A 19,617-nucleotide genomic window follows, 5' to 3' on the forward strand; every position below is an offset into this window, starting at 1 on the left:
GCCTCCCTCCGGCCCAGGCACCGGCCTGTCCCCCAGATGGGTGGCGCCACCGTCGCAGTAGGCTTCGCGCCATAGCAGCGAAGCCGCCGGAGGAGACACCCCGCATGAGCCTGTCCCTGAGCACCATCAGCCGAGAGCAGCATCTGGCGTACCTCCAGAGCCTGCCTTCGGCTAGCCACTGCCAGGTCCCGGCATGGGCCGACGTCAAGAACGAGTGGCGTTCGGAGAACCTCGGCTGGTTCGACAAGAACGGCGAACTCGTCGGTGTCGCGCTCGTGTTGTACCGCCAGCTGCCCAAGGTGAAGCGGTACCTGGCGTACCTCCCCGAGGGCCCGGTCATCAACTGGTACGCCCCGAACCTGGACGAGTGGCTCCAGCCGATGCTGGCCCACCTCAAGCAGCAGGGCGCCTTCACCGTGAAGATGGGTCCGCCCGTCGTCATCCGCCGCTGGAACTCGGCCGCCATCAAGGCGGGCATCCAGGACCCCGAGGTCAAGCGCCTGCGCGACGTCGAGGCCTCGCACATCGAGCCGCGCGCCTTCGAGGTGTCCGACAAGCTGCGCCGCATGGGCTGGCAGCAGGGCGAGGACGGCGGCGCCGGCTTCGGCGACGTCCAGCCCCGCTACGTCTTCCAGGTCCCGCTGGCCAACCGCTCCCTGGACGACGTCCTCAAGGGCTTCAACCAGCTGTGGCGCCGCAACATCAAGAAGGCCGAGAAGGCCGGCGTCGAGGTCGTCCAGGGCGGGTACGAGGACCTGCCGACCTGGCAGTACCTCTACGAGATCACCGCCGAGCGCGACAAGTTCCGCCCGCGCCCGCTCAGTTACTTCCAGCGCCAGTGGACGGCCCTCAACTCCGAGGACCCCAACCGCATGCGCCTGTACATCGCCAAGCACGAGGGCGAGCCGCTGGCCGCCGCCACGATGATCACCGTCGGGCAGCACGTCTGGTACTCGTACGGCGCCTCCGCGAACCACAAGCGCGAGGTCCGCCCCTCGAACGCGATGCAGTGGCGCATGCTGCGCGATTCGTACGCGCTGGGTGCCAGCGTCTACGACCTGCGCGGCATCTCTGACACGCTGGACGAGAACGACCACCTGTTCGGCCTCATCCAGTTCAAGGTCGGTACGGGCGGCGAGGCCGTCGAGTACGTCGGCGAGTGGGACTTCCCGCTCAACAAGGTGCTGCACAAGGCGCTCGACATCTACATGTCGCGCCGCTGACCCAGCTGTTTTTCGAGAGAGGTTCCGGACGGGCATGGCGCTCACGCTCTACGTCGACACCGCGCGCTGGCGTGCGCACCAGAAGCAGATCACGGACCAGTTCCCCGGTCTGATCCCGGTCTGCAAGGGCAACGGCTACGGCTTCGGCCACGAGCGGCTGTGCGAGGAGGCGACCCGGATGGGCGCCGACATCCTGGCCGTCGGCACCACGTACGAAGCCGCGAGCATCAAGGACCACTTCGGCGGCGACCTGCTCGTCCTCACCCCGTTCCGGCGCGGTGAGGACCCGGTGCCGCTGCCCGACCGGGTGATCCGCTCGGTGGCCTCGGTGGACGGGGTCCGCGGCCTGGTCGGGGCCCGCGTGGTCATCGAGTGCATGAGCTCGATGCGCCGCCACGGCATCTCGGAGCAGGACCTCGGCATGCTCCAGTCGGCGATCGAGGACGTCCGGCTGGAGGGCTTCGCCCTGCACCTGCCGCTGGACCGCCCCGACGGTTCGGACGCCGTCGAGGAGGTCATCGGCTGGATGGACCGGCTGCGCGCGGCCCGGCTGCCGCTGCACACCATGTTCGTCAGCCACCTGCGGGCCGAGGAGCTGGCGCGGCTCCAGCAGCAGTTCCCGCAGACCCGCTTCCGGGCCCGCATCGGTACCCGCCTGTGGCTGGGCGACCACGACGCGACCCAGTACCGGGGCTCGGTCCTGGACGTCACCCGGGTCTCCAAGGGCGACCGCTTCGGCTACCGCCAGCAGAAGGCCGCCTCCGACGGCTGGCTGGTCGTGGTCGCGGGCGGTACCTCCCACGGTGTGGGTCTGGAGGCTCCCAAGGCCCTCCACGGGATGATGCCGCGCGCCAAGGGCGTCGCCCGGGCCGGTCTGGCCACGGTCAACCGGAACCTGTCGCCGTTCGTCTGGGCGGGCAAGCAGCGCTGGTTCGCCGAGCCGCCGCACATGCAGGTGTCGATCCTGTTCGTGCCCTCGGACGCGACCGAGCCGAAGGTGGGGGACGAGCTGGTGGCCCACCTGCGCCACACCACGACGCAGTTCGACCGGGTGCTCGACTCCTGAGCCGGTCCCCGGTCCCCGGGCCCGCCGGCCCGGTCAGTCCCTGGGGTCCACGCCCCAGGCGACCCGCTGTCCCTCCGAAGGCGCCGCGTACCGCGGCGCCTTCGCCCTTTCCGAGAGGGTGAAGACGTCCTCGGCGCCGTCCAGGACGCCGCCGGAGGGGTCGTCCGAGCCGTCGCGCCGTACGACGTCGCGCTCGGGCAGCAGGATGTCGCGTACGACGACGGCGCACAGGTACAGCGTGGCCAGCAGGTGGGCGGTGATGGCCAGCTGGTAGCCCTCCAGGGGCAGGCCCTGGTGCTTGTCCCCGCTGGTCGTGTAGGCGAGGTAGAACCAGATCCCGAGGAAGTACGCGATCTCGCCCGCCTGCCAGATCAGGAAGTCCCGCCAGCGGGGGCGGGCCAGCGCGGCGAGCGGGACGAGCCACAGCACGTACTGCGGCGAGTACACCTTGTTGGCCAGGATGAACGCGGCGACGACCAGGAAGGCCAGCTGGGCGAAGCGGGGGCGCCTGGGGGCCGTCAGGGTGAGCAGACCGATGGCGAGGCAGAGCAGGAGGGTGAGCCCGGTCGCGTAGGTGTTGGCCCCTTCGAGCGGGCTGCCGGTGCGCTGGGAGATCAGCAGCCAGACGGAGCCGAAGTCGATGGGCCGCTCCTGGCTGAACTCGTAGAACCGCTTCCAGCCGTCCCAGGCGAAGTACATGACGGGGCCGTTCACCAGGAGCCAGGACGCGGCCGCGCCGAGGGCCGCGGCGCCGAAGGCCCGCCACTTCCCGGCCCGCCAGCAGAGCACGAAGAGCACGCCGAGCAGCAGGACGGGGTAGAGCTTGGCCGCGGTCGCCAGACCGATGGAGACGCCGGCGAGCAGGGGCCGGCCGCGCGACCACATCAGCATCGCGACGGCGGTGAGGGCCACGGCCGGCAGGTCCCAGTTGATGGTGGCGTTGAGTGCGAAGGCCGGTGCCAGGGCCAGGAGCAGGGCGTCCCAGGGCCTGCGCCGGTGGGTGCGCGCGACGCAGACGGCGATGACGGCGGCGCAGGCCATCAGCATGCCCGCGTTGACCATCCAGTACATCTGCTCGCGGTGCTGGACGGAGCCGGCGCTGGGCGTCATCCAGGCGGCGACCTGCATGAAGGCCCCGGTGAGCACCGGGTACTCCAGGTACTGCATGCCGCCGTACTTCGGGTCGGTCACGATGTCCGGGAACTGGTCGAGGTAGGGCACGAGGCCGTCGGCGAAGCCGCGGGCGGAGTAGAGGTGCGGGATGTCGGAGTAGCAGGCGTGGGTGTACTGCGAGCCCGCTCCCCGGAACCAGGCCCAGTCGTAGCACGGCAGCTTCTGGACCATGCCGAGCGCGAACATGCCGAGGGCCACCAGGACCACGACGCGGACCGGGCTCAGCCAGTGGCCGCCCAGCCGGGCGCGGCGTCCGACCGGCCCCCCGATGAACTCGCTGCCGGCGGCGGCGACCTCGTCGTGCTGGGTGGGCGGTACGGGACGGTCCTCGTGCACCTTGGTCATGGCGCCCATCCTGCCGTACCGCGGCGTACACGGGGGAGGGCCGCCGCACGGTGTGCGACGGCCCTCCCGGGTCCGGTACGGGGACCGGGTCAGCCGGAGGCGCCCATGATGCTGCCCCAGTTGCTCGAGCCGCCCTGGCGGCCGGGGCGCGTGGGCGGGGACGGCATGGTGCTGGTGCCGCCGTCCGGGGAGCCGCCGGGGCCGGTCCCGGCGTCGGCTCCGGTGTTCGCGCCGCCGGTGACCGTCGGGTCGCAGTTCAGGTTCCAGGGCCTGGGCTTGCAGGACGGCTTGCCGTTGCCGGACGGCGACGGGGACACCGAGGGCGAGGTGCTGGGCGAGGGCGACACCGAGACGGAGGGCGACGGTACCGCCGAGGGGGTGGGCTGGGGGGCGCCGGCCGCGTCCGCGATGACGCCGATGTCCTCGGCCTCGGGGAACTGCTTGACCGGGGTGCCCTTGAGGGCCTCGCGCATGTACTCGGTCCAGATGGCCGCCGGGATGTCACCACCGTGGATGGAGTCGACCCCGCCCACGTGGTTCATCGACATGAGCTCCTTGTTCTTGGAGGTCGGGTCGTTGCGGAAGAGGGTGACCGAGGTGGACAGCTCCGGGGTGTAGCCGACGAACCAGGCCGACTTGTTCTGGTCGGTGGTACCGGTCTTGCCGGCCGCGGGGCGGCCCAGCTTCTTCGCCTTGGTGCCGGTGCCGTTCTCGACGACGTTGCGCAGGACCTTGGTGACGTTGTCCGCGATGGAGTCGTCCATGGCGCGGGACTCCTTGGGCGGCTCGAAGCCGGGCACCTCCTTGCCGTCCTTGACAACCTTCTTCACGGAGAAGGGCTCCCGGTGGGTGCCGGAGGCGGCGAAGGTGGCGTAGGAGTCGGCCATGCGGATGGCGCTGGGCGTCGAGGTGCCGAGGGCGAAGGAGGCGTTGTTGTTCTTGTCCATCGACTCCTCCAGGATCCCGGTCGCCTTCGCGACCTCGCGGACCTTGCTGTGGCCGACGTCGAAGACGAGCTGCGCGAAGGGCACGTTGATGGACTTCTCCATCGCCTCGTTCAGGGTCACGTAGCCGTACGGGTACTCGCTCTCGTTCTTCTGCCGGAACGGCTGGCCGTCCGAGCCGAGCAGCGGCTTGCCCGAGCGGTCGTTGATCACCGTGCGGTCGTCGGCGTTGTACTTGCTGTCGACCGAGATGCCCGAGCCCTTGGAGTTCTGCGTGCCGTACTGCATGGCGGCCGCCAGGACGTACGGCTTCCAGGTCGAGCCGACGGGGACGCCGGAGGTGTTGGCGTTGTTGGCGAAGTACTTGTGGTCCCAGCCGGGCCCTCCGTACAGGGCCACGATCGCTCCGGACTTCACGTCCACGGAGGCGGCGCCGACCTGCACGTAGGTGTCGTACTGGGGCCGCTTCTTCTCGTCGAGGAAGTCGTTGCGGGTGTCTTCCACCGCCTTGACCAGGGCGTCCACCCGGGGCTTCTCGAAGGTGGTGGTGATCGTGTAGCCGCCGAGCGCCATCTTCTCGGCGGTGATGCCGGTGGTCTTCATCACGTACTGCTTGGCCACCTCGACGAGGTACCCGGTCTGGCCGGACATCCCGCGGGCCTGCTCGGAGTCCACCCGGGCGGGGAACTCCTTGTACTTGTCCCGCTCGGACTGGGCCATGCGCCCCACGGCGACCTCGCGGTCGAGCACCCAGGCCCAGCGGAGCCGGGCGCGCTTCTCGTTGGCCTCGGGGGTGGCGGCGGGACCGATGCCGCCGTCCGGGTTGTAGAGGTTCGGGCCCTTGAGCATGGAGGCGAGGAAGGCGCTCTCGGACGGGTTGAGGTCCTTGGCGTCCTTGCCGAAGTAGGCGCGGGCGGCGGCCTGGATGCCGTACGCGTCCCGCCCGTAGTAGGCGGTGTTCAGGTAGCCGGCGAGGACGACGTCCTTCTCCTCGCTGACGCCCAGCTTGATCGCGATGAAGAGCTCGGTGACCTTGCGCTTCAGGGTCTGCTCGGAGTCGAGGTAGGTGTTCTTGACGTACTGCTGGGTGATAGTCGAGCCACCCTGGGTGGAGCCGCCGGTGGCCATGTTCACCACGGCGCGCGCGATGCCCATCGGGTCGACGCCCTTGTCCGTCTCGAACGACTCGTTCTCGGCCGCGATCACCGCGTTCCGCATGGACAGGGGGATCTGGTCGATCGGGACGATCTGCCGGTTCGTGCTGCCGCCGGTGGCGACCATCTGGGTGCCGTCGGCCCACTGGAAGACGTTGTTCTGCGCCTTGGCGGCCTTGTTCGCGTCCGGGGTGCCCACGCTGGCGATGCCGATGCCGGCACCCGCGAAGATCACGGCGAAGAACCCCAGGAAGGTACCGCCGACCAGCTTCCAGGAGGGCACGAAGCGCTTCCAGCCGGCCTTGCCGGCGCGCGGGTAGTCGATGAACCGGCCGCCGCCCTTTCCGTCCCTGCCCCCCTTCCCGCCTGCGCGTCCACGGCCGGCGGGAACCCGCTGGGCGGCCCGGCGGGCATCGGCTCGGCTCCCGTGCGCCCCGGCCTCCGGATACGGTCCGCCGGGCGGTGCCGCGGGGACGTCACGGCCGGGTCCGGCACCCCGGCCGGGGCGCTGTGGGACGGCCCTGCGGGGCGCGGCGCGGCCGCCGCTCTGGGGCTGCGGCGGTTTACGGCGGTGCTCGCTCATCGAACGACTACTCCTCGGGCAGGCGAGTGGCCTGGAAGCGGCAGGTGATTCCGGTTCCCCCCGGTGGTCCTGCCGCACAGCCTACGCACGGCCAAAACCCAACCAGTGCCGAAGTTCACCCCAAATCAGGCAACTTGCGTCGTACGAATCGGTGATGTGACGCCGGTCACCACGTCACCGCTTGTCGCTTCGAGCAGCCCGTTCTATCGTCTGGATGTATCGAGCCGATACATCAGCTCGGCATAAACTCCGAAGCAGAGAGGGGCAGGCGGATGAGCAGACGCTCCGGCATCCTCGAGTTCGCCGTCCTCGGCCTGCTTCGTGAATCCCCCATGCACGGTTACGAGCTCCGCAAGCGGCTCAACACCTCGCTGGGGGTGTTCAGGGCGTTCAGCTACGGGACTCTCTACCCCTGCCTCAAGACTCTGGTCGCAAACGGCTGGTTGATCGAAGAACCGGGGAACGCCCCGGAAGACGCTCTCGCCGCTTCACTCGCAGGGCGCCGCGCCAAGATCGTCTACCGGTTGACGGCAGCAGGTAAGGAGCACTTCGAAGAGCTCCTGTCCCACACCGGCCCCGACACATGGGAGGACGAGTCCTTCGCCGCCCGCTTCGCCTTCTTCGGTCAGACCGAACGGGACGTGCGGATGCGGGTACTGGAGGGCCGTCGCAGCCGGCTGGAGGAGCGCCTGGAGAAGATGCGCGCCTCGCTCGCCCGTACACGGGAGCGCCTGGACGACTACACGCTCGAACTGCAGCGGCACGGCATGGAATCCGTCGAGCGTGAAGTGCGCTGGCTCAACGAGCTCATCGAGAGCGAGCGGGCGGGACGGGATCGGAGACGACCCGGACCGCCCGACGAAACTGCAAAGTGAGGCCTGTATCTCGCAGGCCTCGTTCCGAGAACAAACAGGGAGCAACCGGAATGGGTTCGGTTCGCGTAGCCATCGTCGGCGTGGGCAACTGCGCCGCCTCGCTGGTGCAGGGCGTCGAGTACTACAAGGACGCCGACCCGGCGTCCAAGGTCCCCGGTCTGATGCACGTCCAGTTCGGCGACTACCACGTGGGTGACGTCGAGTTCGTCGCCGCTTTCGACGTCGACGCGAAGAAGGTCGGCCTCGACCTCTCGGACGCCATCGGCGCCAGCGAGAACAACACCATCAAGATCTGCGACGTCCCGAACTCGGGCGTGACCGTCCAGCGCGGCCACACCTTCGACGGTCTGGGCAAGTACTACCGCCAGACCATCGAGGAGTCCGCCGAGGCCCCGGTCGACGTGGTCCAGATCCTCAAGGACCGTCAGGTCGACGTCCTCGTCTGCTACCTCCCGGTCGGTTCCGAAGAGGCGGCGAAGTTCTACGCCCAGTGCGCCATCGACGCCAAGGTCGCCTTCGTCAACGCCCTCCCGGTCTTCATCGCCGGCACCAAGGAGTGGGCCGACAAGTTCACCGAGGCCGGTGTCCCGATCGTCGGCGACGACATCAAGTCCCAGGTCGGCGCCACCATCACGCACCGCGTGATGGCGAAGCTGTTCGAAGACCGCGGTGTCCGTCTCGAGCGCACCATGCAGCTCAACGTCGGCGGCAACATGGACTTCAAGAACATGCTCGAGCGCGAGCGCCTCGAGTCGAAGAAGATCTCCAAGACGCAGGCCGTCACCTCGCAGATCCCCGACCGTGATCTCGGCGAGAAGAACGTCCACATCGGCCCGTCCGACTACGTCGCGTGGCTCGACGACCGCAAGTGGGCCTACGTCCGCCTCGAGGGCCGCGCGTTCGGCGACGTCCCGCTGAACCTCGAGTACAAGCTCGAGGTGTGGGACTCCCCGAACTCCGCCGGTGTCATCATCGACGCCCTGCGCGCTGCGAAGATCGCCAAGGACCGCGGCATCGGCGGCCCGATCCTGTCGGCCTCCAGCTACTTCATGAAGTCCCCGCCGGTCCAGTACTTCGACGACGAGGCCTACGCCAACGTCGAGAAGTTCATCAAGGGCGAGGTCGAGCGCTAGTCGACCCGGGGGTCCTCAGGACACCTGGTCTTCGACCGTTCTTCCACCGAGGGTCCCCGGACGGTGTGTCCGGGGACCCTCGGTGTGTGTGACCCTTGCCCTCATGCCCGTCGTAGGTGATCTGCGCGTACTCCTGCGCCTGAGGGACTTCCGCAACCTGCTCGCCGTGCGGCTGTTCTCGCAGGCGGCCGACGGCGTCTACCAGGTCGCGCTCGCCACGTACGTGGTCTTCTCCCCCGAGAAGCAGACCTCGCCGGCGGCCATCGCCTCCGCCATGGCGGTGCTGCTGCTGCCCTACTCGGCCATCGGGCCCTTCGCCGGGGTGCTGCTGGACCGCTGGCGCCGGCGCCAGGTCTTCCTCTACGGCAACCTGCTGCGGGCCCTGCTGGCCTGTGTGACCGCCGTACTGGTCGTCGTCCACGTCCCCGACTGGCTCTTCTACGCCTCGGCCCTGTCCGTGACGGCGGTCAACCGCTTCGTCCTCGCCGGGCTCGCCGCGTCCCTGCCCCACGTCGTCCGGGCCGACCAGCTGGTCACCGCGAACGCCCTCTCACCCACCGCCGGAACGCTCGCGGCGGTCGCCGGCGGCGGGCTGGCCTTCCTCGTCCGGCTGCTGGCCTCGGGGTCCAACGCCCTCGTCGTCCTGCTCGGCGCCACCCTCTACCTGTTCGCGGCCCTGGTCTCCCTGCGCCTGGCCGTCGGACTCCTGGGGCCCGACCACCGGGGCGGGCCCGAGCATCCCTCGCCCCTCGAAGGGATCGTCCTCACGGTCCGGGGCATGGCCGAGGGCCTCAGGCACCTGGCCGGCCGCCGGGAGGCCGCGCGGGCGCTGACCGCGATGACCCTGATGCGGTTCTGCTACGGCGCCCTGACCGTGATGCTGCTGATGCTCTGCCGCTACTCCTGGTCGGACAACGAGTCCGACGGGCTGGCCCTGCTGGGGATCGCCGTCGGGGTGTCCGGGGCCGGCTTCTTCGCGGCAGCCCTCGTCACCCCCTGGCTGGTGCACCGTCTCGGGCCGCTGGGCTGGATCGTCGTCTGCGCGGCGGCCTCGGCCGTGCTGGTGCCCGCGCTGGGGCTCTTCTTCGCCACCGGGCCGATGCTCGTCGCCGCCTTCGTCCTCGGCCTCGCCACCCAGGGCGCCAAGATCTCCACCGACACGGTCCTGCAGTCCCGGGTCGACGACGAGTTCCGGGGCCGGGTCTTCTCCGTCTACGACGTGCTCTTCAACGTCGCCTTCGTCGGGGCGGCCGCCGTGGCCTCCCTCATGCTGCCCACCGACGGCAGGTCCATCGCCCTGCTCGTCAGCGTGGCCCTCCTCTACGCGGCCACGGCCGGCTTCCTGCAGCGCGGCCATGTTTCACGTGAAACACCGTCCCGGTGACGGCAACGGCGACGGCGGCGATGTTTCACGTGAAACATCGCCGCCGTCGACCACACGTCAGGCCTGGGCAGCCTGAGCGGCCCACCACTCCTTGAGCGCCGCGACCGCGGCCTCACGGCCCATCGGGCCGTTCTCCAGCCTCAGCTCCAGCAGGAACGCGTAGGCCTTGCCCACCATCGGGCCGGGACCGATCTCCAGGATCTGCTGGATCTCGTTCCCGTTCAGGTCGGGCCGGATCGCGTCCAGCTCCTCCTGCTCCTGGAGCTGCGCGATGCGCTCCTCCAGGCCGTCATAGGTACGGGACAGCGCGTTGGCCTTGCGCTTGTTGCGCGTGGTGCAGTCCGACCGGGTCAGCTTGTGCAGCCGGTCGAGCAGCGGCCCCGCGTCGCGGACGTAGCGCCGGACCGCCGAGTCCGTCCACTCTCCGTCCCCGTACCCGTGGAAGCGCAGGTGCAGCTCCACCAGCCGGGACACGTCCTTGATCATCTCGTTGGAGTACTTCAGCGCCGTCATGCGCTTCTTGGTCATCTTCGCGCCGACCACCTCGTGGTGGTGGAAGGAGACGCGGCCGTCGCTCTCGAAGCGCCGGGTCCGGGGCTTGCCGATGTCGTGGAGCAGGGCGGCCAGCCGCAGCACCAGGTCCGGGCCGTCCTCCTCCAGGTCGATCGCCTGCTCCAGGACGATCAGCGAGTGGTCGTAGACGTCCTTGTGCCGGTGGTGCTCGTCACGCTCCAGCCGCAGGGCGGGCAGCTCCGGCAGGACCCGGTCGGCGAGACCGGTGTCCACGAGCAGGCCCAGGCCCTTGCGGGGGTGGGCGGACAACAGCAGCTTGTTCAGCTCGCCCTGCACGCGCTCGGCCGAGACGATCTCGATCCGGTCGGACATGGCCTTCATGGCCGACACGACCTCCGGCGCGACCTCGAAGTCCAGCTGGGCGGCGAACCGTGCCGCGCGCAGCATGCGCAGCGGGTCGTCGGAGAAGGAGTCCTCCGGGGTGCCGGGCGTCCGCAGCACACCGGCGGCCAGGTCCTCCAGGCCGCCGTGCGGGTCGACGAACTCCTGCTCCGGGAGGGCCAGGGCCATGGCGTTGACGGTGAAGTCCCGACGGACCAGATCCTCCTCGATGGAGTCGCCGTAGGAGACCTCGGGCTTGCGCGAGGTCCGGTCGTACGCCTCGGAGCGGTACGTGGTCACCTCGATCTGGAACCCGTCGCGCTGCGCCCCGACAGTGCCGAAGGCGATGCCGACGTCCCAGAGCGAGTCCGCCCAGGGACGCATGATCTTCAGGACGGCCTCGGGGCGCGCGTCGGTGGTGAAGTCGAGGTCGTTGCCGAGACGCCCGAGCAGCGCGTCGCGTACGGACCCGCCGACCAGGGCGAGGCGGAAGCCCGCCTCCTGGAACCGGCGTCCGAGCTCATCGGCGACAGGAGCGACCCGCAGCAGTTCACTGACCGCGCGGCGCTGCACCTGACTCAGGGCACTGGGGTTGTCTTCGTTGGCGTTCGGCACAACAGAAAAGGGTACGTGGCCCGCCCGGCACGGGCTTCCCCGTTTCACCGCCACCCCGCCGCGGACGGCCCGGGAAGCGGAACCGATCGTGTGGAGCAAGGCGCGGCACTCGCGCACAGCGCACCTCGTTACCATGCGTGGACGCAGAACCGACGACCACTGACACTTCGAGGGACGGGCGAACGCGTGGCCGATGCGGCAGACATCCAGGGGGCGGTCTCCGTCCCTGCCCGGCGCCGCTGGCTGCGGCGGGCAGTGGTCCTGCTCAGCGGGACACCGGTGCTGGCCGCCTTGATCTACGCCCCCGCCCCGGCCGCGCACGCGGCCGATTCCCCGGTCGACGTCCAGCTGACCGAGGTCTCACCGAACGCTCCGATCAAGAGCGACACGCTCACGATCTCCGGCACCGTGGTCAACAACGGCTCGGAGACGATCAAGAACGCCCATGTGGGACTGCGGGTCGGGCCCAGGCTGGGGGACCGGTCGGCGATCGGCGAGGTGTCGGACCGCAAGGGGTTCCGGCCCGGAGTGGACCCGGGGGAGATCGACCCGGCCTTCGCCGTGAAAATCGACTCGCTGACCTCCAAGGTCGGCCGGCAGTTCACGATCAAGGTGCCGGTGAACAAGCTGGACCTGGGTGCGGACGGGGTCTACCAGCTCGGCGTCTCCCTGTCCGGGGCGACCGACAGCCGCCCGCACGAGCAGGTCCTGGGCATCCAGCGGACCTTCCTGCCCTGGCAGCCGGATCCGGCGGCCAAGCGGTCCTCGCTGACCTACGTGTGGCCGCTGATCTCCACCACGCACGTCACGGCCGAGACCGGCTCGGACGAGCTCCAGACCCCCGTCTTCCTCGACGACTCCCTGGCGGACGAGCTGCGGCCGGGCGGCCGCCTGGAGCGGATGGTCGCGCTCGGCAAGGACCTGCCGGTCACCTGGGTCATCGACCCCGACCTGCTCACCGCGGTCGACGCGATGACCAAGGGCTACCGGGTCCGCAGCCCCAACCCGGACGGCAAGCCCGTACAGGGCCGGAACAGGGCCGTGGCCGAGCAGTGGCTGAGCGCCCTGGAGGCCGCCGTACAGGGCAAGAAGGTCGTCGCCCTGCCCTTCGCCGATCCCGACATCGCCTCCCTCGCCCACCACGGCAAGGACGTCTCGGGCACCCTGGGCCAGCTGCGGCCCGCCACCGACAAGGCGAAGCAGGCCGTGGAGACGGTGCTGCACGTGCCCGCCTCCACCGACTTCTCCTGGCCGGTGGACGGCGCCATCGACCCCGCGATCGTCAACGTCGCCACCTCGGCCGGCGCGCACAACGTCCTGGCCCGCAGCGACAGCCTGCAGGAGACCGGCGCCCTCGGCTACGCGCCGACGGCCGCGCGTCCCATCGGTGCGGGCACCACTGCCGTGGTGGCCGACGCGGACCTCTCCACCGCCTTCGAGGGCGACATGTCCGCCGCCGGGAGCTCCACGCTCGCCGTGCAGCGGTTCCTGGCCCACAGCCTCGCCCTGAACCTGCAGAACAGCGACGAGCCGCGCAGCTACGTGGTGACCCCGCAGCGCCGGCCGACGGCCAGCCAGGCGGATTCGATGGCCGTGGCCCTGCGCGGGCTCCAGCCGGCCCGCTGGACCCAGCCCTCCGACCTGGAGGCGGCGGCCGCGGCCAAGCCCGACCCCGGCGCCGCGACCCAGGTGCCGGGCGCCGGCCAGTACCCGGAAGCCCTGGCCAAGCAGGAGCTCCCGGTGTCCGCCTTCGAGAAGATCCGCACCACGCAGAGCACGCTCGACCACTTCAAGGTCATCCTGTCGGCGCCGGACCGCGTCGAGATCCCCTTCGGCAACACCACGAACCGGGAGATGTCGACCTCCTGGCGGGGCCGGCCCGAGGAGGCCGCCGCCTACCGCGACCAGGTCCAGGCCTACCTGATCGGGCTGACCGACAAGGTCAAGGTCGTCCCCAAGTCCGACGCCACCCTGTCCGGCCACAGCGCGACCATTCCCGTCAGCGTCCAGAACAGCCTCGTCCAGGACGTCCACAACCTCGTGCTGCGGGTGAAGTCCGCCAACCCCACCCGTCTGATGTTCGGCGACAGCGGCGAAGCGGAACAGGAAGTCACCGTTCAGGGCGGTCACAGCCAGACGGTAAAGTTCACCGCCAACGCCACCGCGAGTGGTCCGGTCGAGGTCAGCGCACGCCTGTACACCAAGGACGGCGTGCCGTACGGCAAGGAACGCAAGTTCACGGTCGAGGCCACCGAGATCACTCCCACCGTCATGCTCGTCATCGCCGGCGGTGTGCTCCTCCTCGTCCTGGCCGGCATCAAGATGTACGCCAGCCGCAAGCGCGTCGCCGCGCGGGCGGCCGCGGAGGAGAGCACGCAGCCGAGTGACGAGTCCACGGACACCGGACCGCAAAGCACCGAGGGGTCCGGCACGGGTGAGACAGTGGACCGTTGAGCGATGCCGTGGCCGTTCGGCCTGGGGACGATGAGGTGGGGTTGCGATGAACGCGCCGTACGACGGTGACCGCGCGCAGGGCACTGGCGGGCCAACGCCCTCCCAGGGCACTGCCCCGGGCGCTCAGGTGCCCGGACAGGTTCCCGCGCCCGCGCCCGCACAGGACCACGACCCGTACGTCCAGGACGCCTACGACTACGACCCCTACCGGTCGCAGGACCTGTCGGCCCAGGACCCGGTGACCGAGGCCCTCTACGACCGGGCCTCGCACCCCCCGCCGGCGCCGGGCACGTACCAGGAGGCCGGTCCGCTCTACGCGGCCCCCCAGGCCCCCTCCCACGGCCCCGACCCCCGCGTCTGGGCCCAGACCCCGCCGCCGGAGCCGGACGGCCCGTCCCGCCACCTGCCCTACGGCGATCACGCGGCGACGACGCAGTTCGTCGGAGTGGACTCGCTCGTGACCCGGGCGTCCGAGGAGGAGCCCGAGCCCGACGCCTTCACGCACCTCTACCGCGACCAGCAGGCCGCCCCCGGCGTCGCCGGCCCGGCCGCCGAGGACGCACCGGTCGCGGCACCGGCACCGGCCAAGCCCGCCGGCAAGGCGGCCAGCCTGCTCAAGTCCAGCGCCCTGATGGCGGCCGGCACGATCGTCTCCCGCATCACCGGTTTCGGCCGCACCCTGGTGATCGCGGGCGCCATCGGCGTCGCCACCCTCAACGACTCCTACCAGGTCGCCAACACCCTGCCGACGATGATCTACGTCCTCGTCGGCGGCGGCGCCCTCAACGCCGTCTTCATCCCGCAGCTCGTGCGCGCGATGAAGAACGACGCCGACGGCGGCGAGGCCTACGCCAACCGCCTGCTCACGCTCGTCATCACGCTGCTCGGCGCGGTCACCACGGTCTGCGTGCTCGCGGCACCGTTGTTCATCCGCATGATGTCCCCGACGATCGCGGACGATCCCAAGCGCCTCGACGTCGCGGTGGCCTTCGCCCACTACTGCCTGCCCACGATGTTCTTCATGGGCGTCCACGTGGTGCTCGGTCAGATCCTCAACGCACGGGGCCGGTTCGGGGCGATGATGTGGACCCCGGTCCTCAACAACATCGTCGTCATCGCCACCTTCGGCGCCTTCATCTGGGCCTTCGGCGGCTTCACGACCTCCGGCGTCTCGGAGGGGACCATCACCCCGGAGGGCGTCCGCCTCCTGGGCCTCGGCACCCTGCTCGGACTGGCCGTCCAGTCCCTCGCGATGCTGCCCTACCTGCGCGACGCCGGCTTCAAGCCGCGCCTGCGCTTCGACTGGAAGGGCCACGGCCTCGGCAAGGCGGCCGGCCTGGCCAAGTGGACGTTCTTCTTCGTCCTCGCCAACCAGATCGGCCTCGTCGTCGTCACCCAGCTCGCCACCGCGGCGGGCACCGCCGCCGAGAAGCAGGGCCACGGCGGCACCGGCATCACCGCCTACAACTACGCGCTGCTGCTGTGGCAGATGCCGCAGGCCATCATCACCGTCTCCGTCATGACGGCCGTCCTGCCGCGCATCTCCCGCTCCGCGCACGACGGCGATGCCGCCGCGGTCCGCGACGACATCTCCTACGGCCTGCGCACGTCGGCCGTCGCCATCGTGCCCTGCGCCTTCGCCTTCCTCGCGCTGGGCGTCCCGATGGCCACCCTGCTCTACGCGAGCGCGGGCAAGGACGCCCTGAACATCGGTTACGTCCTGATGGCCTTCGGCCTCGGCCTGATCCCCTACTCCGTCCAGTACGTGGTCCTGCGCGGGTTCTACGCCTACGAGGACACCCGGACGCCGTTCTACAACACGGTCATCGTCGCGGCGGTCAACGCCGGTGTCTCCGCCCTCGCCTACTTCGTGCTCCCGGCCCGCTGGGCCGTCGTCGGCATGGCCGCCGCGTACGGCCTCGGCTACGTGGTCGGCGTCGGCGTTGCCTGGCGCCGGCTCAAGGCCCGTCTCGGCGGAGACCTCGACGGCGCCCACGTCATGCGCACCTACACCCGCCTGATCGGGGCCTGCGTCCCGGCCGCCGCGGTGGGCGGCGCCGCCGCCTACGGGGTCATGCGGGTCCTGGGCAGCGGAGCCCTCGGTTCCGTCGCCGCCCTGGTCGCGGGCGGCATCGCCCTGGCGGCCGTGTTCCTCCTCGCCGCCAAGCGGATGCGGATCGAAGAGCTCAACTCCATGGTCGGAATGGTCCGCGGACGTCTGGGGCGCTGATGCGCACAACCGTCGCCCCCTTTCGTGTGTCGTGCATAGCGGCGGACTGTGGGCACAATTGGCATGGCTTCGCGGACTGGCCGACAGCGCGCAACGGATGGGGAGGCAGGGACGACGGTGGCGGAACGTAGCACGGCTGCCGTCGACGTGGCCCACAACAGCGGCGAGCAGCCGCTGGCCGCAGATGCGGCCAAGGCCACGGCCGACGGGGTGGACGCCAAGAACGGAAAAGCCTCGGACGGACCCGTGCCCGAAAAGGACGGCGAGCGCCCGGCCGCGGCACCCGCGGCCGCGCCGGAACTGCACAGCGGGCACAAGCTCGCGCGGCGCTACCGCCTGGAGGAGTGCGTCACCCGTCTGGACGGGTTCAGCAGCTGGCGCGCCATGGACGAGAAGCTGCGCCGCGCGGTGGGCGTCCACCTGCTGCCCGCGGACCACCCCAGGGCCCGCAGCGTCCTGGCCGCCGCCCGCTCCTCCGCCCTGCTCGGCGACCCCCGGTTCGTCCAGGTCCTCGACGCCGTGGAGGAGAACGACCTCGTCTACGTCGTCCACGAGTGGCTGCCCGACGCCACCGAACTGACCTCGGTCCTCGCCGCCGGCACCCTCGAACCCCACGAGGCCTACCAGCTGGTCAGCCAGGTGTCCCAGGCCATGGCCGCCGCCCACCGCGAGGGCCTGGCCCACCTGCGCCTGACGCCCAGCGCCATACTGCGCACCTCCACCGGCCAGTACCGCATCCGCGGCCTCGCCGTGAACGCCGCCCTGCGCGGCATCACCAGCGACACCCCGCAGCGGGCGGACACCGAGGCGATCGGCGCACTGCTGTACGCCTCCCTCACCCAGCGCTGGCCCTACGAGAACGACGCGTACGGCCTGCGCGGCCTGCCCAAGGGCGTCGGTCTACTCGCCCCCGACCAGGTCCGGGCCGGCGTCCACCGGGGCCTCGGCGAGCTCGCCATGCGCGCCCTCGCCAACGACGGGGCGACCGCGTCCCGCCAGGAGCCCGCCTGCACCAGCCCCGAGGAGCTGGCCAAGGCCGTCGCCGAGATGCCCCGCATCCGGCCGCCGGAGCCCGCCTTCACCGCCCCTCCCGAGTACCAGCACACCACCTACCAGCAGGGCACCTACGGACGCCCCGCGCCGGTGGGGCTGCCGACCACCCAGGCGGTCCCGCCCGTCCCCCCCGCCGCCGCTGCAGAGCCGTACCGGGCGCGCCCTGAAGTGGGGCGTCGCCGCCCTGCTGATCGTCGCCCTGGGCCTCGGCAGCTGGCAGCTCGCCGACACCCTCCTGGACCACGGCAAGTCGGGGGGTGACAACACCCAGACCCAGCAGCAGGGCCCCAACGACACCGCGCAGAAGAAGGAGCCCGTCCCGCTCTCCATCAAGGGGGCGCAGGAGTACGCGCCGGACGGCAGCCCGCAGAACGCCGGGCTCGTCGCCAAGACGTACGACGGGGACACCTCCAGCTACTGGCGGACCAGGAGCTACGACGACGGCCCCGAGTTCAAGATCAAGGACGGCGTCGGGATCGTCTACGACCTCGGCTCCGAGCTGGAGGTCGGCGAGGCCTCGATAGCGCTGAAGTACCCGGGCGACCACACCACGCTGACCCTCTACGCGGCCGACTCCATGCGCCCCTCCAAGGGCGGCGTCGGCTCCATGAAGAAGATCGCGGCCACGACCACCAAGGACACCGGCGTCAAGCTGACCGCGGAGAAGCCGGTCAAGACGCGCTACGTGCTCGTGTGGATCACCGCCATGCCGTTCGCCGAGTACGAGGACTTCAGCAAGGCCGGCTACAAGCAGGGCATCTCGGACGTGAAGTTCAAGGGCTGACGCAGTCAGGGGGAGGGGGCTCACCGTTGGACGACGCCGCGGCAGGCGAGCACAGCGACCAGGATCTCCTCTCCCTGCACGTCGCCGGCGATCCCGACGCCTTCGGGGAGCTCGTACGGCGCCACCGCGACCGGCTCTGGGCCGTCGCGCTGCGCACCCTCGGCGACCGCGAGGAGGCCGCCGACGCCGTCCAGGACGCCCTCGTCTCCGCCTACCGGGCCGCCCACACCTTCCGGGGCGATTCCGCGGTCACCACCTGGCTGCACCGGATCACCGTCAACGCCTGCCTCGACCGCGCCCGCAAGGCCGCCTCCCGCCGGACCGCCCCCCTCGACGACACGGACCGCCTGGAGCGGCTGCTGGAGCCCCACGAGTCCGCCGAGGCACCCGCGGAGCGCCAGGACCTCCACCGCCAGCTCCTGGCCGCCCTCAGCACCCTCCCGGCCGAGCAGCGGGCCGCCCTCGTCCTCGTCGACATGCAGGGATACCCCGTCGCCGAGGCGGCCCGCATCCTCGACGTCCCCACCGGCACCGTGAAGAGCCGGTGCGCGCGGGGCCGGGCCAAACTCCTCCCGATGCTCACTCATCTGCGCACGGATGCCGGGGATAACACCACCTCGGAGCGGGGAAGGAACCGGACGCCGGGGACAGCCGTCCCACCTGCGGCAGACACCAGGAACCCAGAACCGGATCCAGACGCTGTGAAGGGCGGAGGTGGACGACCGTGAGCCCCTCGAGCGGCATGACCGGCACTGCCGGCACGACCTGGCACCCGGAGGTATCGGAGATCTCCGACCTCACCGAAGGACTGCTCCCCCCCTCCCGCAGCTCCGAGGTGCGCCGCCACCTCGGGAACTGCGCCCTGTGCGCCGACGTGCTCGCCTCCCTGGAGGAGATCCGGTCCCTCCTCGGCACCCTCCCGGGGCCGCCGCGCATGCCCTCGTCCATCGCCGGCCGGATCGACGCGGCCCTTGCCGCCGAGGCGCTCCTCGACTCGACGACACCCCGGGCCGAGGCCCCCGTCTCCGAACCGCACCCAGCGGGCGATGTTTCACGTGAAACATCGCCGGCGACCACGGGCGGCTCGGGGCGCAACGAGGCCCACCGGCCCACGGGTCACCCGTCCGGCCCAACCGGTCCCGGCCGTCGTCGTGCCCGGCGCCGTATCGCCGTCCTCACCGGACTGGCCGGGGCGGCCGCCTGCGCGCTCGCCGTGGTGCTCTTCAACGGACTGGGCGGCACCGGCTCGCACGACACCGCCACGCGCAACGACACGGCGAGGGCCTCCGCCGACGCCGCGACCCCCGGCGAGTACACCGCACAGGGACTCGGACAGAACGTCCGGCAGCTGCTCGCCGGTGAAGCCGCGGCGAACACCCCGAAGACCGCACCGGGCGAGACCGACAGGAGCATGGGGCTGCAGGAAGCCTCCCCCGGGCTGGCTCCCGCCGACCGGCTCCCCTCTCCCGCCCCGGCCGCCGTCCCGCCCTGCGTCCAGCAGGGCACCGGCCGGAGCGAACCGCCGGTCGCCGCCGCGCGCGGCAGCTACCAGGGCACTCCCGTCTACCTCCTCGTTCTGCCGCACCCGGGTGACCCCGCCCGGGTGGACGCGTATCTCGTGCCTGCGGGCTGTGCGGACAACCCGGCGCAAACGCCGGACAAGCCCCTGCTGACCAGCACATATCCCCGCAACTGACGGCATTACGG

The 19,617-nt window shown here is 70.7% G+C and carries 12 protein-coding genes and 1 pseudogene; 10 read left to right on the top strand and 3 right to left on the bottom strand.

Going from position 1 to position 19,617, the window contains the following annotated elements; all coding sequences use genetic code 11:
• Window positions 1–104 precede the first annotated feature (104 nt).
• Window positions 105–1,223 (top strand): lipid II:glycine glycyltransferase FemX, encoded by a 1,119-nt coding sequence (locus ABD973_RS15985; RefSeq protein ID WP_007265252.1) that lies wholly within the window; start codon window positions 105–107, stop codon window positions 1,221–1,223.
• A 34-nt stretch (window positions 1,224–1,257) separates the two neighbouring features.
• The gene (locus ABD973_RS15990) at window positions 1,258–2,289 is read left to right on the top strand and encodes an alanine racemase (RefSeq protein WP_125594111.1); all 1,032 of its coding nucleotides are present in this window, start codon (window positions 1,258–1,260) and stop codon (window positions 2,287–2,289) included.
• Window positions 2,290–2,322: 33 nt separating this feature from the next.
• Here the strand turns inward: ABD973_RS15990 and ABD973_RS15995 are convergent, their stop codons facing one another.
• Window positions 2,323–3,807 carry a glycosyltransferase family 87 protein gene (locus ABD973_RS15995; RefSeq protein WP_345500494.1) on the bottom strand — a complete coding sequence of 495 codons (1,485 nt, stop codon included), beginning with the start codon at window positions 3,805–3,807 and terminating at the stop codon, window positions 2,323–2,325.
• Between the two features lie 89 nt (window positions 3,808–3,896).
• Complete coding sequence (locus tag ABD973_RS16000; protein WP_386381857.1) at window positions 3,897–6,488, bottom strand: transglycosylase domain-containing protein; 2,592 nt, start codon at window positions 6,486–6,488, stop codon at window positions 3,897–3,899.
• 272 nt (window positions 6,489–6,760) lie between these two features.
• On the opposite strand from ABD973_RS16000, the gene ABD973_RS16005 reads away from it, so the two are divergent.
• The 3 genes from ABD973_RS16005 to ABD973_RS16015 all read left to right on the top strand — a co-directional run bounded on the left by ABD973_RS16005 (window position 6,761) and on the right by ABD973_RS16015 (window position 9,880).
• Window positions 6,761–7,363 (top strand): PadR family transcriptional regulator, encoded by a 603-nt coding sequence (locus ABD973_RS16005; protein ID WP_007265248.1) that lies wholly within the window; start codon window positions 6,761–6,763, stop codon window positions 7,361–7,363.
• Between the two features lie 50 nt (window positions 7,364–7,413).
• Entirely contained in the window at window positions 7,414–8,496 is a 1,083-nt protein-coding gene (locus ABD973_RS16010) for an inositol-3-phosphate synthase (protein WP_125595634.1), read from the top strand.
• Between the two features lie 103 nt (window positions 8,497–8,599).
• Window positions 8,600–9,880 (top strand): MFS transporter, encoded by a 1,281-nt coding sequence (locus tag ABD973_RS16015; RefSeq protein WP_345500498.1) that lies wholly within the window; start codon window positions 8,600–8,602, stop codon window positions 9,878–9,880.
• 57 nt (window positions 9,881–9,937) lie between these two features.
• On the opposite strand, the gene ABD973_RS16020 is transcribed toward ABD973_RS16015, so the two are convergent.
• The gene (locus ABD973_RS16020; protein ID WP_125821731.1) at window positions 9,938–11,389 is read right to left on the bottom strand and encodes a CCA tRNA nucleotidyltransferase; all 1,452 of its coding nucleotides are present in this window, start codon (window positions 11,387–11,389) and stop codon (window positions 9,938–9,940) included.
• A 186-nt stretch (window positions 11,390–11,575) separates the two neighbouring features.
• Between ABD973_RS16020 and ABD973_RS16025 the strand changes: the two genes are divergently transcribed.
• From ABD973_RS16025 to ABD973_RS16045, 5 genes and pseudogenes are all read left to right on the top strand, one after another.
• Window positions 11,576–13,843: a DUF6049 family protein gene (locus tag ABD973_RS16025; protein ID WP_345500501.1), complete on the top strand. Its 2,268-nt coding sequence runs from the start codon at window positions 11,576–11,578 to the stop codon at window positions 13,841–13,843.
• A 46-nt stretch (window positions 13,844–13,889) separates the two neighbouring features.
• Complete coding sequence (murJ, locus tag ABD973_RS16030; protein WP_345500503.1) at window positions 13,890–16,073, top strand: murein biosynthesis integral membrane protein MurJ; 2,184 nt, start codon at window positions 13,890–13,892, stop codon at window positions 16,071–16,073.
• A gap of 117 nt (window positions 16,074–16,190) precedes the next feature.
• Window positions 16,191–17,910 (top strand): annotated as a pseudogene (locus ABD973_RS16035) (protein kinase family protein).
• Window positions 17,911–17,936: 26 nt separating this feature from the next.
• The gene (sigM, locus tag ABD973_RS16040; protein ID WP_125821728.1) at window positions 17,937–18,638 is read left to right on the top strand and encodes an RNA polymerase sigma factor SigM; all 702 of its coding nucleotides are present in this window, start codon (window positions 17,937–17,939) and stop codon (window positions 18,636–18,638) included.
• Window positions 18,639–18,652: 14 nt separating this feature from the next.
• Entirely contained in the window at window positions 18,653–19,606 is a 954-nt protein-coding gene (locus ABD973_RS16045; protein ID WP_345504607.1) for an anti-sigma factor, read from the top strand.
• Window positions 19,607–19,617 lie beyond the last annotated feature (11 nt).

This window comes from Streptomyces racemochromogenes (assembly GCF_039535215.1).
In the GTDB taxonomy this organism is placed as follows: domain Bacteria; phylum Actinomycetota; class Actinomycetes; order Streptomycetales; family Streptomycetaceae; genus Streptomyces; species Streptomyces racemochromogenes.

Bases quoted from the DNA above. Each gene is read 5' to 3' on its own strand.
- ABD973_RS16045 (WP_345504607.1), top strand. From the start codon at position 18,653: ATGACCGGCACTGCCGGCACGACCTGGCACCCGGAGGTATCGGAGATC.
- ABD973_RS16005 (WP_007265248.1), top strand. From the start codon at position 6,761: ATGAGCAGACGCTCCGGCATCCTCGAGTTCGCCGTCCTCGGCCTGCTT.
- ABD973_RS16000 (WP_386381857.1), bottom strand. From the start codon at position 6,488: ATGAGCGAGCACCGCCGTAAACCGCCGCAGCCCCAGAGCGGCGGCCGC.
- ABD973_RS15985 (WP_007265252.1), top strand. From the start codon at position 105: ATGAGCCTGTCCCTGAGCACCATCAGCCGAGAGCAGCATCTGGCGTAC.
- ABD973_RS16015 (WP_345500498.1), top strand. From the start codon at position 8,600: ATGCCCGTCGTAGGTGATCTGCGCGTACTCCTGCGCCTGAGGGACTTC.
- ABD973_RS15990 (WP_125594111.1), top strand. From the start codon at position 1,258: ATGGCGCTCACGCTCTACGTCGACACCGCGCGCTGGCGTGCGCACCAG.
- ABD973_RS16010 (WP_125595634.1), top strand. From the start codon at position 7,414: ATGGGTTCGGTTCGCGTAGCCATCGTCGGCGTGGGCAACTGCGCCGCC.
- murJ (WP_345500503.1), top strand. From the start codon at position 13,890: ATGAACGCGCCGTACGACGGTGACCGCGCGCAGGGCACTGGCGGGCCA.
- ABD973_RS15995 (WP_345500494.1), bottom strand. From the start codon at position 3,807: ATGACCAAGGTGCACGAGGACCGTCCCGTACCGCCCACCCAGCACGAC.